The sequence below is a fragment of the Propionispora hippei DSM 15287 genome (assembly GCF_900141835.1).
Classification (GTDB): Bacteria; Bacillota; Negativicutes; order Propionisporales; family Propionisporaceae; genus Propionispora; species Propionispora hippei.
The window spans coordinates 26,209-51,898 of the sequence record NZ_FQZD01000019.1 but is presented as its reverse complement, the minus strand read 5'-3'; the positions used below and the strand labels follow the sequence as shown (position 1 = coordinate 51,898).

15 protein-coding genes are annotated in these 25,690 nt (G+C 56.7%); 4 read left to right on the top strand and 11 right to left on the bottom strand.

The features are described from left to right. The first annotated feature begins 3 nt into the window (after nucleotides 1-3). Complete coding sequence (locus tag F3H20_RS11885; RefSeq protein ID WP_149735137.1) at nucleotides 4-2,058, top strand: methyl-accepting chemotaxis protein; 2,055 nt, start codon at nucleotides 4-6, stop codon at nucleotides 2,056-2,058. Nucleotides 2,059-2,185: 127 nt separating this feature from the next. Next, nucleotides 2,186-2,731, top strand: coding sequence for a GNAT family N-acetyltransferase (locus tag F3H20_RS11880; protein WP_149735136.1), 546 nt, complete (start codon nucleotides 2,186-2,188; stop codon nucleotides 2,729-2,731). A 61-nt stretch (nucleotides 2,732-2,792) separates the two neighbouring features. On the opposite strand, the gene addA is transcribed toward F3H20_RS11880, so the two are convergent. The 8 genes from addA to F3H20_RS11840 all read right to left on the bottom strand — a co-directional run bounded on the left by addA (nucleotide 2,793) and on the right by F3H20_RS11840 (nucleotide 19,710). Further along, a complete protein-coding gene (addA, locus tag F3H20_RS11875; protein ID WP_149735135.1) occupies nucleotides 2,793-6,509 on the bottom strand; it encodes a helicase-exonuclease AddAB subunit AddA in 3,717 nt (1,238 codons plus the stop codon). Next, the gene (gene addB, locus F3H20_RS11870) at nucleotides 6,506-9,967 is read right to left on the bottom strand and encodes a helicase-exonuclease AddAB subunit AddB (RefSeq protein ID WP_149735134.1); all 3,462 of its coding nucleotides are present in this window, start codon (nucleotides 9,965-9,967) and stop codon (nucleotides 6,506-6,508) included. Before addB ends, addA begins: the two co-directional genes overlap by 4 nt. A 23-nt stretch (nucleotides 9,968-9,990) precedes the next feature. Beyond that, nucleotides 9,991-13,041, bottom strand: a complete 3,051-nt coding sequence (locus F3H20_RS20280) for an AAA family ATPase (RefSeq protein ID WP_149735133.1) — start codon at nucleotides 13,039-13,041, stop codon at nucleotides 9,991-9,993. Next, on the bottom strand, nucleotides 13,038-14,189 hold the full coding sequence (locus F3H20_RS11860; RefSeq protein ID WP_149735132.1) for an exonuclease SbcCD subunit D: 1,152 nt from the start codon (nucleotides 14,187-14,189) through the stop codon (nucleotides 13,038-13,040). Before F3H20_RS11860 ends, F3H20_RS20280 begins: the two co-directional genes overlap by 4 nt. Before the next feature lie 100 nt (nucleotides 14,190-14,289). Next, on the bottom strand, nucleotides 14,290-15,207 hold the full coding sequence (locus F3H20_RS11855; protein WP_223191743.1) for a DMT family transporter: 918 nt from the start codon (nucleotides 15,205-15,207) through the stop codon (nucleotides 14,290-14,292). A 15-nt stretch (nucleotides 15,208-15,222) separates the two neighbouring features. Beyond that, entirely contained in the window at nucleotides 15,223-16,044 is an 822-nt protein-coding gene (locus tag F3H20_RS11850) for a polysaccharide deacetylase family protein (protein WP_188128307.1), read from the bottom strand. A gap of 91 nt (nucleotides 16,045-16,135) precedes the next feature. Then, nucleotides 16,136-17,602 (bottom strand): glycosyl hydrolase family 18 protein, encoded by a 1,467-nt coding sequence (locus F3H20_RS11845; protein ID WP_149735130.1) that lies wholly within the window; start codon nucleotides 17,600-17,602, stop codon nucleotides 16,136-16,138. A 77-nt stretch (nucleotides 17,603-17,679) separates the two neighbouring features. Next, nucleotides 17,680-19,710 carry a SpoIIE family protein phosphatase gene (locus F3H20_RS11840; RefSeq protein WP_149735129.1) on the bottom strand — a complete coding sequence of 677 codons (2,031 nt, stop codon included), beginning with the start codon at nucleotides 19,708-19,710 and terminating at the stop codon, nucleotides 17,680-17,682. A 560-nt stretch (nucleotides 19,711-20,270) separates the two neighbouring features. On the opposite strand from F3H20_RS11840, the gene F3H20_RS11835 reads away from it, so the two are divergent. Beyond that, a complete protein-coding gene (locus tag F3H20_RS11835; protein ID WP_149735128.1) occupies nucleotides 20,271-20,477 on the top strand; it encodes a hypothetical protein in 207 nt (68 codons plus the stop codon). After that, entirely contained in the window at nucleotides 20,461-22,422 is a 1,962-nt protein-coding gene (locus tag F3H20_RS11830; protein WP_149735127.1) for a putative bifunctional diguanylate cyclase/phosphodiesterase, read from the top strand. Before F3H20_RS11835 ends, F3H20_RS11830 begins: the two co-directional genes overlap by 17 nt. A 177-nt stretch (nucleotides 22,423-22,599) precedes the next feature. Here F3H20_RS11830 and F3H20_RS11825 read toward each other — a convergent pair whose 3' ends face one another. The 3 genes from F3H20_RS11825 to F3H20_RS11815 all read right to left on the bottom strand — a co-directional run bounded on the left by F3H20_RS11825 (nucleotide 22,600) and on the right by F3H20_RS11815 (nucleotide 25,657). Continuing rightward, complete coding sequence (locus F3H20_RS11825; protein WP_149735126.1) at nucleotides 22,600-23,094, bottom strand: cysteine hydrolase family protein; 495 nt, start codon at nucleotides 23,092-23,094, stop codon at nucleotides 22,600-22,602. 278 nt (nucleotides 23,095-23,372) lie between these two features. Then, nucleotides 23,373-23,615, bottom strand: coding sequence for a hypothetical protein (locus tag F3H20_RS11820; RefSeq protein WP_091746977.1), 243 nt, complete (start codon nucleotides 23,613-23,615; stop codon nucleotides 23,373-23,375). A 308-nt stretch (nucleotides 23,616-23,923) separates the two neighbouring features. Continuing rightward, nucleotides 23,924-25,657, bottom strand: coding sequence for an ABC transporter ATP-binding protein/permease (locus F3H20_RS11815; protein ID WP_149735125.1), 1,734 nt, complete (start codon nucleotides 25,655-25,657; stop codon nucleotides 23,924-23,926). Nucleotides 25,658-25,690: the final 33 nt, after the last annotated feature.

Sequence of the window (25,690 nt, the reverse complement as noted above, 5' to 3'; positions counted from 1 at the left end):
TGTATGCGCAAGACAACGATCCGTACCAAAACCTTATTGACCTTCATGCCTTTAGTAATTATCTCCTTATTAATCCTTTCATGGATTGGCTATCATTACTCCGCCCAGCTGATTGAAGAGGAAATCAATCAAAAAATGGAGGTCCAACTCGACAAAACCTTAACGCAATTCTACACACAATTAAACGCTCACAAAGCAATCGGCCAGACCATTGCCCGCTTTACCGAAACAGGCGGCAATGCGCTCAGCAAGGAACAGTACGCAGCCTTTTTGCAAAACGCCATTACCTCCAATGATCTCATTCTGGGGGCCGGTGTCTGGTTTGAACCCTTCCAGTACAAAGCAGATGCGCGTTATTTCGGTCCCTATGCCTACAAAGACCACGGAAATATCGTATTTACCACCGACTACGAAAAACCGGACTACGATTACCCCAGTCAGGACTGGTACAAGATGGCGACCAACACCACCCGGCCTGTTGTCTGGAGTGATCCCTATTACGATGCGACCACCAACATAACCATGGTCACCGCCTCATTCCCTTTTTATGACGGAAACAAAAAATTAAAGGGGATGGCCACGGCCGATATGGATTTGGCGCAATTGCAGAAGATAGTGTCCGACATTAAGGTCAGCCAGACAGGCTGGGCTTTTCTGCTGGACAAAAACGGTACATATATCTCCGACCGCGACAATGGCAAGGTCATGAAAACCAAAATCATCGAAGACACAGATAGCGGCCTGGCAGAGGCAGGCAAAGCGCTCCTGGCGGACCAGGATAAAACCGGCCATATTACCGCCATGCTAAACGGCGCCAAACATCTGATTTATTATGCCGCCCTGCCGGAGACCGGCTGGACACTGGCCTTGGTCGTGCCGGAGGCCGAATTGTACGCTCCGTTGAAAAACCTGTTGCTGGGACAAGTCTTAGCTGCTCTGATCGCTATTCTGGTTATTTCCGCCGTCATTGTCCGTTATAGCGGTATGATCACCCGCAATATAAACGAAATAAAGCGCCTCTCCGACAGTATGTCTCAGGGCAACCTGACCCAGGCGGTCACCGTTACCTCCCAGGATGAGTTTGGCGAGATGGGCACCAATTTCAACCGGATGACCCGCGATCTCCGGCAACTGATCAATAAGCTGATGGAGACCTCGGTACAGGTGGCCTCCCACGCCGATATACTGACGCAAACGGCGCGGCAAACCGCCGAAGCCACCGAACATATCACCATCGCGGTACAGGACATCGCCTCCACGGTGGAAACGCAAATCGCCAACACGGAAGGCACCACCCAGACCTTGACCGATATGTCCGGCCGTATTTCAGCCATTAGCCAGGATATGCAGCAAGTGACCGACATCACGCTGGATACGTCCAGCAAAGCGCAGGACGGCACCGCTGTGGTGGATAACGCCATCAACCAAATGCAAAAAATCAATAAGAATGTCAATACAGCGGCAACCGTTGTCCATACTCTGGGTGAAAAATCCCGCGAAATTGACAGCATCCTTTCTCTCATCACCGCCATTGCCGGCCAGACCAATCTACTGGCCCTCAACGCCGCTATCGAGGCCGCCCGGGCCGGAGAGCAGGGTAAAGGCTTTGCGGTGGTGGCCGATGAAGTACGCAAACTGGCCGAACAGTCGGAAACCGCCGCGAAACAGATCGGTTCGATCATCAGTGAAATTCAGCGCCAAACAGGCCATGCCATGCAAATCATGGATGAAAGCACCCATTCCGTCCAGGAGGGTATTCATCTGGTCAATCAGGCCCAACACTCGTTCACAGCCATTCATGACGCTATTGGCCACTCTTCGGCCCAAACCCAGCACATTGCCGCCGCCATTGCCGATATTGCCGATAACGCCGCCCAGATTGCCGCGGCAGTCGAAGCTTTAGCGGCAGCCGATAAGCAAACAGGCTCGCATATCGAAAGCGTGGCCGCCGCCACCGAAGAGCAGCATGCTTCCATGGAAGAACTGCAGGCTACCGCCACGCTGCTGGCCAAAGTGGCCAGCGAGCTGGACCGCTCCATTCACGCCTTTAAAGTGTAGCCTTCGTTTCTGTTTTTTACCGTTTGCGGCTACTCTGCCATACCATTCGCTGGTATGGCGTTTTTTTTCCGGTCAAGATGTTTTATAATAATAGGACAGGCATTATCTATACGAGGAGGATTCACTTATGCTTATCGGTGAAAAGGTAATCTTACGGACGATGAAGGAAAGTGATTTGCCATTGCTTTATGACCTGCTTAGCACGGTATACGATAAAGGCGATTACTGGCTGATTGATATTCCTGACGAACCCGGTTTTCGGCGGGCCTTTGAGAAAACAGGCTTCTGGCAGGAGGACTTCGGCCGGATGATCCTGACCGACCATGACGACAACCTGCTGGGCGAAATTTTCTACTCCCGCGTGTCCGACTATCGTACAGGCTATGAAATCGGCTACCAGCTTTTCCGCCCCCTGTCACGGGGCAACGGCATCATGTCGGAAGCGCTGCGGCTGTTTACCAATTATCTCTTTATGGTCCTGCCCATCCCCCGTCTGCAAATCACAGTCATTCAGGGCAACCTGCCCAGCCGCCGGGTAGCGGAAAAGTGCGGCTACGTCTATCGCGGCACACTGAGGAACGCCGTATTCCATACCGGCAGCTACCACGACCTGGAGCTGTTCGACCTGCTGCGGGAAGAATGGCAGCCCTTTCGTTTAATTACTTCTAACTAGATAACATTTTTGGACATAAACAGCCGGCAGGCGCCCTTGGGCGCCTGCCGGCTGTTTTATATTAGTATTCCACCAGAATGACATCTTCCAGATAGAACGAATAAATATATTTTTCCTTGACCGGCAGCTTCAAAATACCGGTCATTGCCCTGGCATACAGTTCCAACTGAATTTTGTACTGAGCGGCCAGCGCCTCCCGGTCCTTGCCCCGGTCGGTTTTATAATCGACGAGCACCAGTCCGTCCGGCTCGTCAAACAGCATATCCACCACACCCTGGACAAAGATGCCTTCCTCCTGCCCCGCCAGTTCGGGATAAAACTCGCCCGCCGGCAGCACCATGCTAAAAGGCAGCTCGCGCCGGACCCTGTCGGCGTGGCGCAGCCGCAGCCCCAGCTCGCCGTTAAAGAAGCCGGCAATGGCGGCCGACGGCACGGCAGCCGCCTGCTCAGCCAGCAATAACTGACAATGCACCATGGCTTCCACCTGAGCGGCAATACCGGCCGGGCTGACATCGCCCCGGTAATCGATATGCTGCATCACCAGATGAAGCAGCGTCCCCGCTTCGGCGGCCGTCAGTTTTTTCCCGGTCTGAATGAAACCGGGCCGGACAAAGGCCGGTTTCAGCCCCAGCAGCCGCTGCTGCCCTTCGCCGCCGTCTTCGGGTGAGTCAAAGCGCCGTTTAATCTCCGTTACCGACAGCTTGGCCGCTTTACCGACCACTGTCGCCTGCGGATAGCGCCATTCCAAACGGCGGGCCACCGTTGCCGGATCATCGCCGGCGGACACAGGGGCCAACTGCCGGACCTGTTCCATAAACGGCCAGGCGGCCGGATCCGTGGCCGTTGGATCAGTCAAAGCCGCCGCCGGATACAACTCCAGCTGCCAGTCGGACGGAATATCCGACCAATCGGCCGCCAGAACTCCCTCCCAACCGGCCAAGTCCCGCAGTTTCTCGCCCGCCGCATGGCGAACCAGCGCCGGGCCGAGCCAGTCCAGATAGGTTTTGGCCCCGGCCAGCAGACCGTCCGGCAATTGCCGTACAGCACTGCCGGCAGCCTGGCACCAAGCCTTGGCGCGCTCGGCCAGCTTATTGACCGTACCGACCAGCACGAGTTTCTCCCTGGCGCGGGTCAGAGCAACATATAAAATGCGCATTTCCTCCGCCTTGGTTTCCATATTGAGCTGGTGGGCAATCGCGTGTCTGGCCAGCGTTGGATACCGGTAACGCAGTTCGGGATTGGTCACAAACGGCCCAATCCCTAACGTCTTGTGGCAGAGCAGCAGGCCCCGGCTGTCCTGCAGATTGATCTGTTTGCCCAGGTCGGCCACAAACACCAGGGGAAATTCCAGACCCTTGCTTTTGTGAATGCTCATAATCCGTACGACATCCTCGCCTTCGCCCAGCGCCCGGGCCACTGCCAGATCGGTCCCCTTATCCTGCATCCGCTCAATAAACCGCAGGAAACGGAACAAGCCGCGGAAGTTGGTGGTTTCATACTGCCGGGCCCGATCATACAACGCCCGTAAATTAGCCTGGCGCAGCAAACCGCCCGGCATGCCGCCGACATAGTCATAATAGCCGGTGTCGCGGTAGATCTGCCAGATTAGTTCCGGCACCCCCTTGCGCCGCGACAGATTGCGCCAGCCCGCCAGACGCTCTAAAAAGGCCGCCAGTTTCTGCCGCAAAGCCGGGTCGTCGCCGCCGGCCGTTTCGGCATAAGCAGTTACGGCTTCCCACAATTCACCCGGCCGGACCAGACGTATCTTAGCCAGCTCGGCAGCACCCAGTCCGACCAGCGGCGAGCGCAGTACACCGGCCAGATGGATATCCTGGCGGGGATTATCAATAACCGACAGCAGGGACAGCAATACCTGCACCTCTATTTCCCGGAAATAACCGCCTTCTACCTCGGCATATACCGGTATATCGGCTTTTTTCAGCGTGTCCTGCAGCACGGCCGCCTTTCCCTTGACCGACCGGAGCAAGATGACAATATCCCGCCAGGCCAGTGGCCGGTAGGTCTGCAGTTCCTTATCGTACACCTGGTAACCGCCCTTCATGTACGAGGTAATCTGCCGGGCAATCAGACGGGACTCCAGTTCAAAACCGCTGGCCTCGTCCGGGCCGGCAGACTCCTCTCCGGCCGAGTCGGCCTCACCCGCTTCCGGCCGGCGGTCATCATCAGCCAACGGCTGACTCTCCCGGTCAATCAGGCAGACTTCCACCGGACCGTCCAGCACTTGACCGTCGGCCGGCGGATAGCCGGGACCCGGATTGAGCCGTTCGGCCTCGCCATACTCCAGCTCAGCTACCCGGGGAGCCATGATCTGACAGAACAAAAAGTTAATCGCCGCCAGCACACCGGGCCGGCTGCGGAAATTACGGGACAAATCAATGCGGCAGTAGCCTTCGCCCCGGGTCGGATAGGTCCGGTATTTTTCCAGAAACAAGCCCGGCTCAGCCAGCCGGAACCGGTAAATACTCTGCTTGACATCGCCGACCAAAAAGAGACCGGCCCCCTCGTCCCGCACCAGCAGCCGCAGGATGGTTTCCTGTACACCATTGGTATCCTGGTACTCATCCACCATGATTTCGGCAAACTTTTCCCGCAGCGCCTTAGCCGCTGGCGACGGCAGCACCTTACCGGGCGCGGCGCCGTCAGCCAGCAGCACCTGCAGGCATAGATGCTCCAGATCGTTAAAGTCCACAAGTGCCCGCTGCCGTTTAGCCTGGCTGTAGGCTTCGCCAAACTGCGTCACCAGTCCGGTCAAGGCCGTCACCAGCGGCGCCACACAGCGCAGGTCGGCCATAAATTCTTCGTCCGGCCGGGAAAAGTAAAGCCCCTGAATTTGCTGCACCGCGTCTTTCACCTTTTGCCGGCCCTTTTGATAGTAATCCCGGACCGCTTTGTCCAGCCCCTTGACCGACGGCAATTTGTCAAATTCACCGGCTGTCAGGCACTCGCGCAGGGCCGGCCAGGATTGCTTCGCCGCCCGGATGATATCATCCAACAGCTTTTGATCGGCCTCGAAGGTGTCCGCATAGGCGTCCGGCTGGCCCGGCTGTTCGGCTTCCCGGCTGAGCATTGCCAAAGCTTGCCGGGCCTGCTCCAGCTCCAGGGTGAACTTTTCCCGCAAAATCGCCGGCCAGGGCGTATTCTCCAGCCCGGCAGCATCGGGAAGACAAAAAGCCTGCTCCAAAGAACGCAGCCAGTACTCCGGCCAGGGATGGCTGCGGGAAAACTCATACAAAGTCAGCACCAATTGATATAGCCCGCTGTCGTCATGGCTGTCGCCGTAATGCTCCACAAATTGAAAGAACTCAGGATCATCGGCATTATAGCGCTGCTCAAACACCGCTTCCAGTACATCGGCTTTAAGCAGCCGGACCTCGGCCTCACCGGCCACCCGGAACTTGGGGTCCAGCTCCAGCAGATGGAAGTTCTGCCGGACAATGCTCTGGCAAAAAGCATGGATGGTGGAAATGGTGGCGGCATTCAAGAGCACCAACTGCCGCTGCAAGTGACTTGACTGAGGCCGTTCGGCCAGGGCCTTGGTTAGCGCCGCGCCGATGCGACCGCGCATTTCGGCCGCCGCCGCATTGGTAAAGGTTACAACCAGCAGACGGTCCAAATCCAAAGGCGCCGCCTCGTCCAGAACACGGCTGATAATCCGTTCAACCAGGACCGAGGTCTTGCCCGATCCGGCCGCCGCGGCTACCAGAATCTGTTTGTCTCTGGTGTTGATGGCCGCCAACTGTTCTTTTGACCAGCTCATGATGGCTCCCCCTCTCCGCCTAAATCGCGCCAAATGATTTCGTCGGTCACTGCCGGCAGCTTCCGGTACTGGTTTTCCGGCAGGCTTTCATCAAACTGGCAAACCGGACGGTAGCGGCAATAACCGCAGGGCGACTGCTGCTGAAGCTGATACGGTTCAATGCCGACCTGTCCGTCCATAATCGCCTCACCGGTACGGATCAGCACCTGCTCCATATGCTGCAACAGCAGGGCGAATTCGTCCTCGCTCCGTACATAGGCCAGACAGTTGCTGTAAACAGTGCCGTCTTTTTTCAGCGCCAGCTTTAAAAAGTCCGACCGGCTGTCCATCTGCCGGTCCAGCAGCCGGATGATCTCCGGGTCGTCGACTACCCAGCCCGGCATTTTAAGCTGCTGATTAAGCGCCTTTTGAATCTGCTCGGGCGACAGCGCCGTCTGACCCGCCAGGCTGGGATTTTTCAGGAAGTAATACAATACTCCGGCCGGCCGGCAGTCCTTACCGGCAAACAAAAGCTGTCCGGCGCCCCGCGCCGCTAATAGATAGGTCAAAAGCTGCAGCTTCAGGCCGTAATACACCTCGGGCAGGGTCAGCCAGGCGCCGCCCGATTTATAGTCAATGACCAGAATATAATAACTGTTGTTGTGAAGCGCGCAGTCCAGGCGGTCAATCTGCCCGACCAGCTCCAGCTCCAATCCGCCGGACAGAGAATAAACCAGTGCCGGCAGGTCGGCCTGGCCCTGGCCGAAAGACTGCTCCAGCGCCACCGGCTTAAAACCGCTGGCCCGGTCGAATTCCACCAGCCGCTGCACGGCCCGCTTGACCGTACCTTCCAGTCGACGGGTAATATGGCGGTATTGGCCGGTGCTTAACAAAATCTCATTTTGCAGCTTAGGAATCAGTTCCCCCACAATCCGGCCACAGATGGTCCGGCATTCATCATCACCGATCTCACCCCAGCCACGGCCGCTTTGTACCGCCTGCTCGCCAAAGGACTTTAACGCCGCATGCAAAAACTGACCCAGGTCGAGCGGCTGCAGGCGAAAAACGGCCCGTTCCTTAAGGGTAAGCCCATACCGGGCGAAATGGCGGAACGGACAGGCCCGGAAGCTTTCCAGTCGGGTCACGCTGCCCCGCAGCTTCTTGTTATGGGGATACAGTTGCCCGGCCAGTTCCCGGCTGAGCGGCAGCGCCTGATTGTTATGAAACAGCCCGGCCACCGCCAGCTCCAGATAAGAACGCAGTTCAGGCCGGCCCAGCGCCCAGTTGTAGACATCCCAGTACACCGGCTGAATGACCTCACCGGTTTTGAAGCGGCGAATGGCGGCAACCAGGGCTGCCACGCTGCGCTGTGGCTGGGCGATATACTCGCTGGCCCGCCCCTCCGGCGGCTCAGCCGGCAGCGTCGTCAGCGGCAAGCGGGGAAACAGCTGACGCAGACGCTTGATTAAGAGCGACGGCGTCAGCCCCTTGCCCTCTTCGTCAGCCAGCGGATAGCTCACCCACAAACGCTGCCGGCTCCGGGTCAGCGCGGTATAAACGGTATAGCGTTCGGCAAAATTATCGGCCGCCGCCCCCGGTGCCAGTTCAACCCCGGAGGACGCCATCAGCGCCCTGTCCTGGTCGCTTAAGAGCCCTTCGCCACGACCCCGGCGCGGTAAAACGCCGTCATTGACACCAAGTAGATAGACCGCCCGGACATTGTCCACCGTATTCTGTTCCAGATCGGCAATGGTCACATGATCGAGCCCCGGCGGAATAAGCTGCAGGCGCAGACTGTCCAAGCCGTCCTGCAGCAGCGCCAGAAAGTCTTCCGCCGTCATCGTCAAGTCACCGCAGGTTTCCACCACCTGCTCCAGGAGTTCCACTACAGCCGCCCAAATCTGACGGTGTTCCCGGGCACTGTCAAGTTCGCCGGCCTGTTCGTCTCTGACAGCCCAATTTTCCACTTGCTCGGGAACCTGCAGCTCCTCCAGAAAATAGTATACTGCCGCCGCCAGTTCACGCACCTGTCCGGCCTGCTTTAACCGGTCGGACAACGCCAGCAGCGGCGCTGACACCGCCAGCCGGCTGGCATGGATAGCGTCCAGGTAATCAAGCTGGCTGTCGTTCAGCTCAGCCTCCTCGCCCAGTGAGAAGCGCCGGACAAAACGCCATGGCTCCGGCTTGGTCCACAGAGAACCGCCGATGCCAAATTCCAGCACGTAGTTTTCCAACTGGTCAATCGCCTCGCGGGGCAGCGGAAAGAAATCGGTTTTCAGGCAGCGGAATACCGCCTCGTAGTTCCAGCGTCCGGTGACCGTCTCCAAAGCCGAACGGATAAGCTCGGCCAGCGGATGATGCACCGCCTGGCGATGCCGGTCGCTGAAAAAAGGAATCTGATAATCGGTCAGCACCGTTTCCACCAGTTCGGAGTAACTTTCCATATCCCGCAGCAGCACGGCCATCTCCCGCCAGCGGTAACCGTCCTCGCGGCACCGGGCGATCATATCCCGGGCCATGCCTTCCACCTCCACCCGGCGGTTGGCCGCTTCCGCCAGCAACAAAACCGGTGCCGCCTGCTGCCAGACCGGCGCCGGAAAGCGAAATAGGTGCTGCTCCAGATGAGCCAGCTCCGGCTGCGCCGCAAAGCGCCGTCCCGGCGGCAGCACCACTTCCCGGATGGGAATCCCGCATTCAGCGGCCAGCAGCCGCAGCTTATTCAACGTGTTCCACTGGCGGTGAAAGATGCCTGTCTCTTCTTGATGAGCTGCGGCACCAGGTTCAGGCAGACAAAGTGTCACCGTCACCGCGGCAGCCGTACGGCACAGCCGGGTCAGCACGGCCATTTCCCGGGGATTAAACCAGGAAAACCCGTCAAGCCAAGCCTCGGCTCCCTGAGCCAGCGAAGACCGCTCCAGATTGTCCGCCAGAAGCTGGAGAAAATCCTCCGGATCGGTATATTTTGATTGCATAAATACTTCAAAATCATGATAAAGCAAATATAAGTCCCGCAGTTTATCCGTCAGAGACGACGGCTGCAACCCCTGCTGCGCCGCCAAGAGCGCCTCCGGCTCGACGGCATAGGCCTTGAATTCTTTGATCATGCCGGCCAGCGTTTCGGCAAAAGACCGCTGACCGGCGGCCTGCCGGAAAACAGTCAGTTCATCCCGGTGCTCCCGCAGCAGCCTGCTCAGCACCAGTTTCTTGCCCAACTCGGTAATATGCGGCCGCACCGCACCGCCGGTCTCCAGGAGTACCCGATGGGCAAACCGGCGGAAACCCAGGACATGAGCTCTGGCAAAACCGAATAGACCGGGGGTTTTGGCCAGTTCCCACTCGGCCTGGAAGGTGGCATGTTCCGGCAACAAGAGCAGCAACGGCTGTCCCTCAGCCGACTGCCGCAATCGCTGGCGAATGGCTTCCCGGCACCAGCGGCTTTTCCCCGTGCCGGCACCGCCCAGCACAATTGTCATACCCATACATGGCTCCTCCTTCACCTGTCCTATCCTATGTTAAACTCTGCCCGGCTTCCCCTGGCAGCGCGGCTGATTTCCAGCCTGGCGTCAATCCGCTCCTTCAATTCGGGAACATGAGAGATAATGCCGACCAGCCGGCCGCCCTGCTGCAAATCCAACAAGGCTTTAATAGCAAAATCCAGCGTTTCCGGGTCCAGTGTCCCAAAGCCCTCATCGACTAGAATAGTATCCAGCCGGACGCCGCCGGCGTAAGACTGGACCACATCGGCCAGCCCCAGAGCCAGCGACAGCGAGGCTAAAAAAGTCTCACCGCCTGACAGGGTGCCGACCGGCCGGGCATGGCCGGTATGGTTGTCAAATACCTCCAGCTCCAGGCCGCCGGCGGCGTTTTTCCGGGCCCGTTCCATCGTCCGCTGCAAAAGATACCGTCCCCGGCTCATCATTTTCAGCCGTTCGTTGGCGGCTTCGGCCACATCATCCAGCAGCGCCCCCAACACGAACCGCTGGAAGGTCAGCTTATAATCGTTATTGCCGTTGGCCACTTCCGCCAGCCGGCCGATTAGTCCATAGCTTGCATTTAGTTCGGCCATGTCCGTCTCCCGTTTTGTCAGTTCCTGCAGCCACCGTTCTTCCCGCTCGGTCTGCAGGGCAACAGTCGTTCTTTTTGCCAGCAAATCCTGCTGGACAGCCTGCGCCGCCGCCGCTTCGCCAGCTAAAACCTCCAGGTCGGGAGCGGTCAGCCCGGCTATAACGGCTGCCGTCTGTTCAGCCCGTTCACAGGCAACGAGATATTCCTTATCAAAGGCTTCCAGCCTTTGCTGCAATTTCATCAGATAGTCGGGCGACTTCTTAGCCTGCCGGTATGCCTCGAAGGAGGTAAACCCGGCCTGGCGCAGCCGCTCGTCAAACGCCGCCTGGCCGGTTGCCAGCCGGGTTTCCGCCTGTCTCAGACTGTCCTGCACATAGGCCAGCGAGGTTTCCGCCTTGGCCAGCGCCGCTGCCAGCCGCGCCTTATCCTGCTGCGCCTGCTGCAGGCGCTCCGCCAACGCCCTGGCTGCCCTTTCCGCTGTGAGCCGGGCTGTCTGCAGCGCCCCATCGGGCCGGTAAGCCGCCGGCACCGCCGCTTCCCGTTCCTGCAGGATAGCCCCGGCCGCCTGCAGCGCCTGTCCGGCCTGACGCCAGGCTGCTTCCGCCGCTTCCAGCGCCTCTGCCGCTTTACCTCGTGCTGTTTCCCGCTGCTCCAGTTCCTGCCGCTCTACCGGCAGCCGGCGGCCAGCTGCCAGCGTCTCTTCATACTGCCGCTGCAGGTCCCGCTGCCGGACCTTAAGCTCGTCCGGATCGGCTTCCACCAGGTGTCCTAACTGCGTTCCCGCCTCCTGCTGCCGCTCCGCCAGCGACCGGTACTCAGCCTGGCAGGCCGCCAGCGCTTCCCGGGCGGCGGTTAGCTCCTTTTCCAGGGCGTTTGCCGTCATTTGCTGACGCTTTACAACAGTTTCATCCGGTATCGTCTGCGCCGCCACAGCCGGCCGGGGATGCCGGCACGAACCGCAAACGGGACAGGGAGAACTCTGCTCCAGCTTAGCCGCCAGCAAAGCAGCCTGTCCGTTCATCCAGTCCTCCTGCAACTCGGCCAGCAGGCTTTTGGCTGCTTCGTAAGACTCGGCCAGCCGGACGGCACCATGATCCGCCGCGACCTGCCGCTTTTCAGCCTGTGCGGCGGCAAGCCGGATTTCATCCCAGGCCAGCCGTCTGTCCAACAGGTATCTCACTTCCCGCAGGGCAGCTTCCAGTCCGGCAGTCTGCGCTGCCAGAGCAGCTTTTTCCTGACAAACAGCCTGCTGCGCTTCCACAAGCCCGGTCAAAGCGGTCGCTTGGCTTTGGCATGCTTCCCGCCAGGCAGTTGCTTTTTGTTCTGCCTGCTGGCGCTGCGCAACAAGCTGCCGCGCTTCGTTCAGCCTGTTCAGTTTCTCTTCCATCTGCTGCAGCAGCAGTACCTGCTGCGCCGCCTGGCTGCGCTCCTGCTCCCGGCCTTCTTCGGCTGCCAGCGCCAGCTCAGCCCGGCGATATTCCTGGCGCACCGCCGTAAGTGCCTGTTCCTGCTGCTTTTGTGCCGTCTGCAAGGCCAAGCAGTCCTCGCTGCCCTGACGCAGAGCGGCTTCCGCGTCCAACAGTTCGGCCGCCTTCTGTGCCTGGGCCAGTTCTTGCCGCTTTTCCTCCACCACAGGCACCTTGGCCGCCAGCTCGACTTTTTTTCGGTCGGCTGCTTCTTGCTCGGCAAACTTCTGGGCTACAAGCTGTGCCGCTGTGAGCCGTTCCTGAGTCTGCCGGACCAACCCGGCCGCTGCCTCACCATCCGCGTTTATGACCGCCAGTTCCTCCCGGTGCGCCGCCAGCCGGTCAGTCAGTGCCTCCCGGTCGTTCAGGCCGGCTTCCTGTAAAATCCAGCGCCATTCGGCATCCTGCCGGTCAAACTGCTTTTTTATCTCCTGGGCCTTTTGTTTCAGCTTTTCTTCAATAGCCCGGTACAAATCGGTTTTAAACAGGGTCTGCAAAATCTCCTGCCGTTCGGCGGAATTAGCTGTCAGTAATTTGCGGAACTCTCCCTGCGGCAGCAGCACCACCTGACGAAATTGACTGCTTTTAAACCCCAGCAAAGCCTCCACCTTCTGGGTAACATCACTCCAGCCGGCCGCCAGCAGGCGCTCCGGTTCGGCGTTTTCCTGCCATAGCTCGGCACCGGCATCCATGCGGGTAGTGCCGTCACCCCGTTTTTTAGGCCGCAGTTGTTCGGGATGGCGCCGGATGCGGTAGCGGTTTTCCCCTAGCGCAAAGGAAAAGCTCACTTCGGTAACCGATTCGGGCAGCGCGTAATCGCTGCGCAGTGATTTCCCCTCCCGCTGGCTGCCGCTGGCCGTCCCGTACAAGGCAAAGCAAATGCCGTCAAGGATGGTTGTTTTACCGGCGCCGGTAGGCCCGTGAATTAGGAAAAACGACCGCCCCTTTAGATCGGCAAAATCAATCGTCTGGCTATCGGCATAGGGTCCAAAGGCCTGCATGATCAACGCCAACGGTCTCATGACTTCACCTCCCGCAATTCCCGGTACAGTTCATCCAGCACCGTCCGGAAGCTGTGTTCCTGCTCTGCCGCCAGCCCGTCCCCCGTCATCTGTTCAAAAAAGGCCGCGAATAAATCACCTTCGTTCAGACGGCGATGGTCCGCAGCCGGACCCTTCAACTCGCCGCTGCGGTTTAATCGACTATAATCAAAGTCCAGCAGGTTTGGATAGACCGCATTGAGCCGACTGCGGGCGTCCAATACCGGCTGCCCGTCAGTCAGGGTAACCATCAGATAATCCTCCCGTTCCGCACTGTCGGGCGCGGCCGCCAAGAGCTGGGCAAAAGTTCCCTGCAAGCAGCGCACATCCCGGCGGGGCCGCAAGGACAGCCGCTCAACTTTTACGGCGCCGGCGGCATTCAGTTCTACCAGATTGATGCCCTTTTGCTGGCTGGCCTCGCCAAAGGAATACTTCAGCAACGAACCGGAATATAAAACACGGTCGCCGCCGGCCGGCTGGGAATTATGCAAATGTCCCAGCGCGGTATAGTGGAACGCGTCGAACAAGGCGGCGCTTACAGCACCGCTGCCGCCGACCGACAACGGCCGTTCGGACTCACTTTCCAGACCGCCGGCCACAAAGGCATGGGCAACGGCCACCTTGCGCGCCCTGGCCGGCACGGTTGCCAGGACATGACTGATCATCGTTTGCAGGGCCGCCTCATGGGAAGCCGCATCGCCTTGCCACACCGAGCGAACCATTGCCGGTTCGGCGTAGGGCAGCGGCGCAATATACACCGGCCCATGCTCATCGGCCAGGATGACCGGTGACAGATTTTCCGGCAAACTGCCTACCACATGCAGTCCCTGCTGCGCCAGCAGCCGGTTGCCAAAGCCCAGCCGTTCCGGGCTGTCGTGATTGCCGGCAATCATAATGACCGGTATCTTTAGCCCCAGCAGCAGCTCGGCCAACGTATCATCCAGCAGCCGCACTGCCTCGGTGGGCGGCACCGCCCGGTCGTATATGTCGCCGGCCAGCAGGATTGCATCGGGCTTTACCTCTTTGACCAATTGTAAAAACTGCTGCAGCACATAGGCCTGATCCTCCACAAGCTGCACCCCGTGGAAAATACGCCCCAAATGCCAGTCTGCCGTATGTAAAAACCGCATCGTTCCTCGCTCCTTGTCTTTTCTCTCATCGCCGGCCACTAAAACAACAGGCCGGCGAGAATGTCCCGCCGGCCTGTCCATCCTGCGGCCTGATACCTTATTAAGTCGAGCTCTGCTTTATGATCGGCACGGTACTGGTCGTCAGATACACGCCGCCGATAATGACACCGGCGCTGACAAGCTGCAGCCAGGTAACCGCCTCACCCAGAATCAATTGGGCCTGCAGCATGGTAAACACCGGCACAAGATTGATAAAAATGGCCGTTTTCGGCGCACCAATTTTTTGTATGGCGATAAGCTGGAATAAATACCCCAGCACCGAAGCAAACACGGCCATGTATAAGATCGCCAGCCAGCCGCCCCAAGTGGTAAAAGGCAAATAAGCCACCGGCCTTTCCCAAAGAACGAACGGCACCGACACCAGCGTGCACACCAGAAAGGTGTAGGCCGTCACCATCAGCGGCGTAAGCCCGTACTGCTTCATGTAGCCGCGGCTGAGCACCGAATAAACGGCCCAGCTCCAGACTGCGGCAAACATAAACATATCGCCGGTATTAAACTGTAAAGTGGCAGCCACCTGCCAGTCGCCACGGGTAATAGTCAAAAACACGCCGCCGAAGGATAGAAGAATCCCCGCCGTCCGGCGCCAGCCGAGCCTGTCGTGAAAAAAGGCGGCCGCCAGCAGGGCTGTTACCATCGGATTGGTCGCACCGATCAGCGACGAGTTGATCGCCGTCGTATAATGAAGGCTGGAAAAAAACAGTCCGTGATACAAAAAAGTTCCCACCGTGCCCAGCACCAGCAGCGGTCTCCATTGCCGCCGGCTGGGCAGCCAGTCCTGGCGCTGCTTTACATATAAAATGGCAAAAATAAAGGGTAAGGCAAATAAAAAACGAAAAAAAGTCAACGCAAAGGCCGGAAATTGCTGCACCGCCATTTTGCCGGTAATAAAAGCGCCCGACCAAAAAAGAGCGGTACAAACCATCAGCCCATATACGGCTTGTTCAGAAAGTCTCATTTCCTGTCTCCTGTTCTACATCTCCTTGCCATAGCGCATCCCCTGCGCGCCATAGCGCTGTAATAATTCGCCGGCAGGCATAATCCGGTAGCCCTGCCAGAGGATACGGGGCAGCAGCTTGTCCAGCGCGTCGGCGGACTGGGCGTCGTCCACCCGCATCCGAATCACCGCGCCCGGTTTAAGCTGCTGGAGTACCCGGCCGACAATGGCCTCCCCCTGCTGACCGCCATGATCAATGGCGTCGATTTCCCAGGCCAGTGACCGATAACCCAGTTCAGCCGCCGCCTGCAAGCCGGCTGGGGTAAACTGTCCGCCGGCCGGCCGGTACAGCCGAACTGTCACACCGGCAACCTTTTGAATTGCTGCCGCACTTTGGGCCAAATCCTGTTTCATGCCTTCCACCGTGCCACTTCGTTCCGGTTGATAGGCATAGCCATGATTCCCGAGTTCATGCCCGCCGGACACCAGTCGCATCGTCTCTTCCGGATAGGCCTCTGCCCACGGTCCAGAAATGAAGAAGGTGGCGTGGACGCCGTGCTTTTCCAACAGATCGAGTACCAACGGCACCCCGGAATTACCCAGGTTACTGTCAAAAGTCAGGGCAACGGCCGGCTCTGCCGCGGCCACGCCGGTAACCGGCAGCGCCGCCGGCGCCAGTTTAATCGCCGCAGGTAGCGGTTCCGGCGCTGTCGTCACCTCTTTTTTCAGCGGCTGAGCCGCTGTTTCCGCCGCCCGATTCCCCGGCCCCGTCTGGCGGTATACCCAAAACATCGTTCCCACCACACAGGTGGCAAAAAACAATACACAGAGCAGAAAAACCGGATACTTGTTGTTCATATGACCCTCCCCCGTTTCCGAAGCTTTTGCCACTGATAAGAAAAGCGGCTTACCAAACTGACGGCGCAGGCTGGTAAGCCGCTTGGTTGGTTCACTTGGCCTTGACTGCTTCGTGGGTCGCCGGCTGCAGCCCTGCCTGAATGACAGGCCAGATGGGTTCCCGCTCAAAGCCCTTGCGCCAGGAGGCAACACCGGCCAGGCGATAGGGGCCGACCAAAGCGACCTTGGCGGCAATTGACCGCTCATCTTCCAGCCAAATTCGATAGCGTTTATCCTGTTCGTAATACTCGGTATAATACTGCCCCTTATCTTCCAGCCACTGAAGGGTCAGGTTCTTTTCCCTAATCTTGCGTTCGGCGTCCGCCATCGACAGAGTTGTTGCCTTGGCAGGCCCTTGGCCGTCGGCCGGTTCCTCCCACTCACGCATATAAAAAGGCAACCCTAAAAGCAGTTTTTCCGCCGGTACTTCGGCCAGCGTGGCCTGAAGCCCCCGTTCCACCCAGTTCAATGAAGCCACCGAACCGCTCCGGGGACTGGAACGCCAGGTTTCGTCATAGGTCATGACCATCACATAGTCGACGACAGCGGCCAGACCCTTCCGGTCATAGCACTGGGACCAGGTATCCGATCCCTGCGGTACGGTCATGTCCAGCGATACCACCACTCCCTGCTCCCGAAGCACGGCAGCGATACGGCTGACAAACCGGGTCAGCTTATCCTTGTCCTCGCGGTATATATTTTCAAAATCCAGATTGATGCCATCCAGGCGATAAAGGCTGCTATACACCAGCATCTGCCTGATCACCCGCTCCTGGGCAGCCTCACTCTGCAAAATCTGCCTGGTCAGATCCTTGTCAAAGCTGTTATTAATCAGCGCCCACACCTTATAGCCCTTCCGGTGCGCCTCTTCCACATAAGCCGCGTCGGCCTTGCTGCTTACCAGTCCGCCTTCACTGCTAATGGAAAACCAGGTTGGGGACACAATATCCAGACCCGCTATTTTTTTCCCTTTCCCGTCGGCCGGAACTGTCGTGCCAAGCGCATCCCATACCAGATTAAGCTTCCCGGCCGGCTGCCAGGCAAGGCGTTTTTCCGCCAAACGGCGCTTTTTCCGCAGCTCCGGCGTTAGAGCAAGCGTCCCGTCATCCTGCGTTTCCACACGAATCCCCAGCAGGGTTTGCAGCCCTTGCAAATTCAGATAGTCAATCCCGTCAAGGCGCCGGGTCGGAAAATTCAAGGTAAGACCCTCAAACAGCCGGCCATCCAGTGCCGGTGTTTCCAGGCTGAACTCCGGATGGGGCAGATAAAGGTACATCTTCCTTTCGTCACTGTCAAAATACAGCCGTTGATCTATGTAGTTTGCCGCAAACCGCACCGGAACCAATAGCTCCTGTCCCCGGCTCAGCACCGTCTCCCTCGCCGGAACGGCACCGTTATATACAATCAATTGTTTCTTTTCCCATTTTTCCGGTTTATTGTCCTGGCCCCAGGCAACAGGCAACAGGAAGCCGGTCAGCAGGCAGAGCCATACCGTTACTTTTACCACCAATGATTTCACATAGGTCTCCTTTTGCGAAAACAAATATTCATTTTATATTTCGCCGGTAACGTCGGCAAATCCTTTATTATTCCCGTTCATCCTTTTACTTCCAGGCATACGGCCGTCACATCATCCCGCTGAACACCGGCTTCGGCCAGCTCCCGGAAATGGCCGCAAAAGACCTCGAAAGGTTCCCCTTTTGGCAACAGAAAATTTTCCGTCAGCACTTCGGCTATGCCGTCGGTGTAAAAACAGAACCGGTCGCCCGGCTGTACCGGCCGGCTTTTTACTTCAAAATCGGGCTGCTCGCTAATGCCGAGAAACATGCCTTCCGTAATGATGCGGCCCTGACCGGAGGCAGCCGCCAAATAGAATTCAGTAATGCCGGCCGCGGCATACCGCAGCTCCCACGCCGTAAAATCCAGCTCGAAGAAGAAGGCCGCCACCAAAAGATCCTCGTCGAGATAACGTCCCACCCGCTGGTTTAGCGTGCGAATTCCCTCTTCCAGCGACATGCCGGCAGCCGTGATTTCCCGGATCATAACCTGAATAGCCGCTGTCTGCAGCGCGGTAGCCGCCCCATGTCCCATTACATCAATCAGATAACCCCGCAGCACTCCTTCACCGCACCACTGATAGTCATAAGAGTCGCCGCTCACCAGCATGCAGGGTTCATATATGGGCTGTATCGACAGACGCTTCTCTTCAACAGGCTCCGGCAGCAGGCCTCTTTGCACCTTGCCGGCCTTGCTCAGCTCGGCGAACAGCCGCTGTCGCATAACCTGCTCGGTCTCGGTCCGCAGTTCCAGATCACGGGTCCGCTCCGCCACCCGGGCCTCGAGCTGGCCGACCAGCTCGGTCAGTTGCCGGGCGGTCCGGTTAAAGGACCGGCTGAGCTGGCCCAATTCATCCTGACGGTCATCGTCGGGCACCGGTTGATAGCGGCCGGCTGCCAATTCCCGGGAGGCATCATTCAGCCGCAGAATTGGCCGGGTAATCCAGCGCGAGGTCCAGGCCGACAGCGCCAGAAAAATCAGCATCGCCAGAAAAATAATCAGCACCGTGTACCCCAGCGCCTGGTTGATGCCTGCGAGAAAAACGCCGCTGTCCAGCACCACATAGGTTTTCCAGTTTAATCCGTATTCCTGAAAGGGTGCCATATTCACCAGATAATGACGGCCCTCCAGATCAAACTCAACCGCCGCCGCCTCCCTGCGGGCAGCCAAGGTACGGGCCGCCGTCCGCAGTACCAGATTATCCGCATTGATCGCCTGAATCCGTTCGATCTTGCCATGCTGCACAAAAAAGGTCTCCGCCATAACCGAAGCGGCAACCAGCCGCCCGTCTTCATCCGTCACGAATACCTGCCCGGCCGGACCGATTGCCAGTTTGTCCAGCAGCACTTCCAACCAGGACAAAGTATAATTGGCGGCGAAAACCGCCTGCAGTGTCCCGGCTTGATCGTAGAGTGGATATACGGCGGCAATGATTGGTTCACGCGAAAGTACCCCCCGATAGATTCCGCTGAAAACAGGATGTCCGGCCCCGGCTGCCGCTTCAAACCAGGGACGGGTCCGGGCGTCCAGCTGCACATACTGTTCTTTCCACTCCACGGCATCGCCCTGCCCGCTAACCGAGTAGAACCAGGAGCTGCCACCGGTCATCCGGTCGTTGCTGACCGCCTGAATCTGGCCGTCATCGATGCGCCGGGCGCCATAAAACGAACCGTCCGGCAAGCCGACAAAGGTCATATTCACTTCCGGGAAGGACCGGAGCAGGCTAACGAAATACCGGTTCCGGACGGACGGCTGCTGTAAGTCCAATTGTCCGTTATGCCAGGCCTCAGCCTGAAGGCGGTTAAGACTCATCGGTTCCCGCAGACGGCTGTCCAACTGCTCGTGCACCCGCTCCAGGGTTTGGCGGCGCAATTCGTCAACCACAAAATTGACCGATAGCTGCCCGCCATGAAGCAGTACAAAACTGATAATAGCCGTGGCGATAACAAACTGTACCGCAAAGGGCAGAAAAAAAACCTGCCTCAGCGACAGCCGCCGCCAACCGCGCACTAACACCTGTCTTAGCGCAAACTGATTATTCTCAGACTGCCGGACTTTCGGATTGTTCATACCGATACCTCATCTTCATTCATACTGTCCATATGTACTTTTAGCCAACAGCCGGACCGTCACGCCAGCACAAAAAGACGGTAATATTACCCGGCAATATTTTACAAATATTATACCATGAACCTAACGGGTATTTAGTTAATAATTTACAAATTTACAATCACTAATGGCATGATACTCTTTGTCGGTTACCAATAAAAAAAGTGCGGATTTTTTTACCAATTTATAGGATAAAGCAGGATTTCTTGGGATATTGTTGAATGTTAGAATTAATTATGTATTTTCTGGATATTCTGCCTTTTTATATTATTTAGCGATCCAGGGCGTATCTTCAAATTATCCAACCCTCCACTGACGGTGATCTTTACGCTATATTTCGTTGTACTCGCGGGAAATAAGCCTCATTAATTCCGGCGGATTTTTGCCTTGTCTGTCCGGAAATCACTCGTCACCGACTATTCGCTAATTTTGAAGACACACCCTATTTCCTGTCTATTTCATCTATCCCCTACTTGTACTTTAGTCCTGATTATGTACGAATCCCAGAAGGAGTTGCTGCTATGTATAAAGAAAAGCGCTCGCCTGCTTGGACGCTTCGGGCTGTTCTGATGTCCAACGCTGTTTTTTGCGTCTGTTTATCCAGTCATCTATCAACACATTGCTGTCTGGCCGGCTATTCCGGCTCGGTTTTCTTTGCTCCGCCGACGGGGTTGTCGGCCTTACTTTCCCCGGCGGAGAGGGAGGTAGCTTATGCCCAGGCATGCTAGCTTCTATTCCCGTCTTCCAGGCGCGCCGCACCGCAAAGAGACACTCCGCTGTACGAGGAACACACTGCTGCCGGCTATAGAATTTCCCAAACAGGCACCGGCTTTACCCGGTGATCCGCTGTCAATTACCCGCGACCAGTTGCACCGCAGCTACATGGAGTTGGAAGAACTGTACGGCCAGCTCGCCGCCACCGAGGAAGTACTGCGCAGCAAGGTGAGTGAACTGGAAGAGAGTCAAAGGGCCTTGGCCGAAAGCGAGGCAAAATACCGCCTGGCCATCGAAGCCTCCAACGATGCCATCTGGGATTGGGACTTAAAGAGAAACAACCGGACGCTCTCTCCCCACTGGGAGGAAAAAGTCAAATTAACCACGGCAGACCCTAATTTTCCCAGCCTATGGGAGGAGCGCATCCATCCCGAGGATAGGGCCCTGCGCAAAAAGGCGATCAAGGAGCACCTTCTGGGCGCCACAGCTTCTTATGATGCGGAATACCGCTTCCTGGTGCCGCCTAATCAATGGATCTGGATTCATGCCCGCGGCAAAGCGCTGTTCGGCAAAGACAGAACCCCGCTGCGCATGTCCGGCTCGTATACCGATATTACGTCGCGCAAGATTCAGGAAGAATATATTTGTCACCTGGCCTATCATGACCCGCTTACCAGCCTGCCCAACCTCTTCGGCTTCCGGGAAAAGCTGTCTGCCGCTATGGCCAGGGCGGCAGGTAATAACCATAACGGCTGTATTTTTTTGATTGATTTGGATAATTTCAAGCTGATTAATGCCTCCTGGGGCAATTCCCTGGGTGACAGCGTGCTGCTTGATGTGGCCAACCGCCTGCGCCATTGCCTGCCGCCGCAAAGCGAAATCGCCCGGATCGGCGGTGACGAGTTCGGTGTTATCATCAGTCCGCTTGGGCATTTCCCGATCGGTGAATGGGCCAAATGCATCCTGTCGAATTTTCAAAAACCCTTTGCCATCCGCGACAGCAGCTTTAATCTATCCTGCAGCCTCGGTGCGGCTGTGTTCAGCGACGGGGCAACAGCCGAACAGCTTATGCTTAACGCCAACAGCGCGTTATACCGTGCCAAGTCCTCGGGCCGCAAGACCTGGCGGCTGTATACCAAGGAAATGCAGCAAGCCCTGCGGGGCCGCGTACAGATGGAAACCGACCTTTATTCCGCCTTGACTGCCAATCAGTTCTGTCTTCACTATCAGCCGCAGATCGAATTATCCTCCGGCCGGGCCATCGCATTTGAAGCGCTTATCCGCTGGAACCATCCCGCTAAGGGGATGATCTCGCCGCTGTCATTTATTCCAATCGCCGAAGAAACCGGGTTAATCCTGCCTATCGGTGACTGGGTGCTCCGTTCAGCCTGCCAGTTCGGGCGGCTGATCAGCAGCCGCTGCCGGGAACCGGTCCGCATTGCCGCAAACATCTCGGCGCAGCAGCTTATGCAGACCGACTTTGCCCAACGGGTGGAACGCATTCTGGCGGAAGAAAATTATCCTGCCGACAGTCTGGAGCTGGAAATCACCGAATCAGTATTGATTGAGTCTTTCGATTTCTGCGTACAGCAATTAAAACGGCTGCGCCAGTTGGGACTGCGCATTGCTTTGGACGATTTCGGCACAGGCTATTCCTCGCTGACTTATCTAAGCCAACTGCCGATCGACACACTGAAGATAGACAAATCCTTCCTTCATCAGGCCTCCAACAGCCTGGCTTCGGCCGCCATTATCAGCACTATTATTCACCTGGCCCACCAGATGAATATCGCCGTAGTCGCCGAAGGAGTGGAAACGCCGGAGCAGCTTTATGCCTTGATCAACCTGAACTGTGACCATATTCAGGGCTATTTGGTCAGCCGTCCGCTACCGGAGCAAAACGCACTGGATTTGAATTTTAAAAATACCCCGCTTCCCCCAACCAACACCCTCCCGTGAAACAGGGGCTGCCGCAGGAAATGCTTTTTTACCGCAGACTTACATTCTGCGAAAAAAGCCCTCCCGCGACAGCCCCTTACCTGTTTTGCCGCCTGGCTAGCGCCCAACCAGGATAGCACCCTACCACTCTAATCCGGTGAATGCTGACAGTCTATATTCCGTAACCCGGCGCTGCCGTCACAGCAGCCTTTTCAAGGCGCCTAACGAAATAAGCTCGTTGACGTTTTCCACGAAGGGAATATTCTGTGGATTCCGGCTGGCAATCGCCCCCCGCAGCAAAATAGGCGTCAGATCAAGATCCAAGGCGCCGCGATAGGTGGACAACACGCAAAACTCGGCACAATAACCGGTCAGAATCACCGTGTCCACGCCCAGGGCGGCAAGCTCACCGGCCAGACCGGTCTTGGTAAAGGCATTGCCGTAGGTCTTGACAAAATGGGGATCATCGGGCCGGATGTTCAGATGCTCCGGCAGAAGAAATCCATCGGCACCGGGCACCACCCCGCTGGCTTCATTGTGATGCTGCACACAGATAACCGGCAACTGCCGGGACCGGAACAGGGCAATTGCCTCATTGGCGACCATAATGGCCTCCTCGAGCGATCTGGCCGTTTCGGGACTTCTTTTGAAAAACGCTTTTTGAATATCAATCACGATGAGCGCCGCTTTCATTCTTATCACCTCTTGATGTAATATGATTCATCTAGTCATATAGGAAACTTTAATACGACATGCCACCGGCAAATCCTGCCGCGACCTGAGTGCTCCGCCAACTTTGAAATTGCAGCTTCAGAAGTTGGTGAAGAACTAGGGAACCGCTGATTTAATGAGCCAGCCGGAAAAAGATCCGTCAGGATGTGCAGCGTGAATAAATCAGTGGTTCCCTAGAATGAATGCCTGCCGTTATACCGGCAGGCATCGTCAAATCATCTTCTATTCATTTCGGCACTCTAACCAAGTTCTCCTCTAAGGCGAGCCAATTCCGCCTGTGTTTCCGAATAATACCAGCGAACCGATTTACCAAAAACACAGCGCATGGCATCCACTTTACCTGCTTCGGCTAATTTGCGCATCTTTTTCACATCAAAACCATTAGAAGAAAAATAACCTGCCGCAATGAATCCTCGATTGTGCAGCCATTTTCGGTAGTAATCGTAATCCCTACTCTCCAACTCGACTCGCCAAATCGCCATGTGCGTCACGGCCTTTCTCTTAAGTTTGCCTCTATTATACACTATAAATGTACAATTGTAAATTTATATGGTGCATTTTTAACAGTATCTTCTCCAAAACTTTACTTTAGGTAAACATTGTAAAGGTGTTATGAAAATTAGATGGCATCCTGGACCTTAACCGGATTGAGGCTTAAGGTTAGTCCGGAAGGGCTTTTTTATCTTGTATGGCGGTGAAGCCGCACTTGCCGGACCTCTGTAAAGTGATGAAAACGGAACCGGCAGGAAAAAATCCGTAAGATAACCAGAGCTTTGCTTCCGTCAAGGGACTATGCCCCCACCGGCAGTATCGTCCAGCCGCCCCGGCCATCCAGTTCCAGCTTGGTTTGGTGATATTGGAACAGGGTGCTGCGATGACCGACACTGATTAAGATGGCCTGCGGCAGCCGCTCTTTGAGCAGGCGGTACAACTGCTGCTCGGTCGGTTCATCCAGCGCGGTAGTTGCCTCATCCAGGATAAGAATATCCGGCTGCTGCAGCAGCACCCTGGCGAAAGCCAGCCGCTGCTGTTCGCCCAGCGACAGCACCTGAGCCCAGTCCTCCATGTCGTCCAGGCGCCCCGCCAAAAATGACAGGCGGCACTCCTCCAGAACCAGCCGGAGCTGGTCATCCTCCACCGGGCGGGTCAGTCCCGGATAACCGATCGCCTGGCGCAGTGTGGCGATCGGAATATAAGACTTCTGCGGTAAAAAGAAAGCCTGTTTGTCCGCCGGGAAGGTAATCGTGCCCCGGCCAAACGGCCAGATCCCGGCCAGAGCGCGCAGCAGAGTACTCTTGCCGCAGCCCGAAGGGCCGCTCACCAACAGCGATTCTCCCGGCAATAAGCGCAGGCTAAAGTCGGCTAACAGACGATGCCCGTCCGGCCGCAGTACGTCCAGCTCTTCCACAGCCAGTTCCAGCTGGGCCTGACGGCGGATTTCCGGTTCGGCCACCTCATTGCGCAGGGTTTGCACTTTCTCCATATTGGTCGAAAATTGCCCCAACCGGTCGATAACCGCCTTCCACTCGGCAAGCTGGGTAAAACTGTCAATAAAGAAGGAAAGCGACGATTGCACCGTCCCATAGGCATCGGCAATCTGAAACATTTCACCCAGGCTGATCTTATTGGCAAAATAGCGCGGCGCGGCCACCAAAATGCCGAAGATGATCGAAAGCTGTCCATAACCGGCGGTAAACCAGGTCAGCCGCTTATTGAGGTTCATGAGTTTCCAGTAGTTTCCGAACACTTGCTGGAACCTGGCTATAAAGTTCTTCTCCTCTTCTTGCTGGCCTTTATACAAGGCCACGCTTTCGCTGTTTTCCCGCAACCGCATCAGGCTGAAACGAAAATCAGCCTCATAACGCTGCTGAATGAAATTAAGGCTGACCAGCGGTTTGCCCAGCTTTACGGTAAGCCAGGTTCCCAGGCCGGCGTAGGCAATGGCGGCCCACACCAGATAACCGCTGACCACGAATACCGTCTGTCCCAGCGGAATTTCCAACGTTCCCGACATGTGCCACAAAATGACAATGAAGGAAACCAGTGTTACCCCTTCTCGCAGCAGTCCGAGCGACAACGTCAACGCATGGGAAACAAAAAGATTAATATCTTCACTGATCCGCTGGTCAGGGTTATCGGTATTCTCACGGTCCACCAGCTTCATCCGGTAGAAGGTCTGATTGGACAGCCAGTCGCCCAGGTACTGCTTGGTCAGCCATTTGCGCCAGCGAATGGTCAGCATCATCCGCAGGTAAAGCTGATAACCGGCAATGACAATAAAGATACCGGCCAGCAGGCTAAAGTCGCCCAGAGCGCTGATAAAACCATCCTTGTTGCGCTCGTTTAATACATTGTAAAATGTGTTGCGCCACGCGTTGATTAAGACATTGATATAAACAATCCCCAGATTGAGTGCCACAATTGCGGCCAGCAGCCCTCTGGCCCGCCAGCGTTCCTCCGATACCCAGTAACCTTTGGCCAGCTTCCAGGCGTTTTTTAAGGTGGCAAGCTTTTCTATTCTCATCCTATCTCTCCTTGCGCGTTATCCCCTTACGTT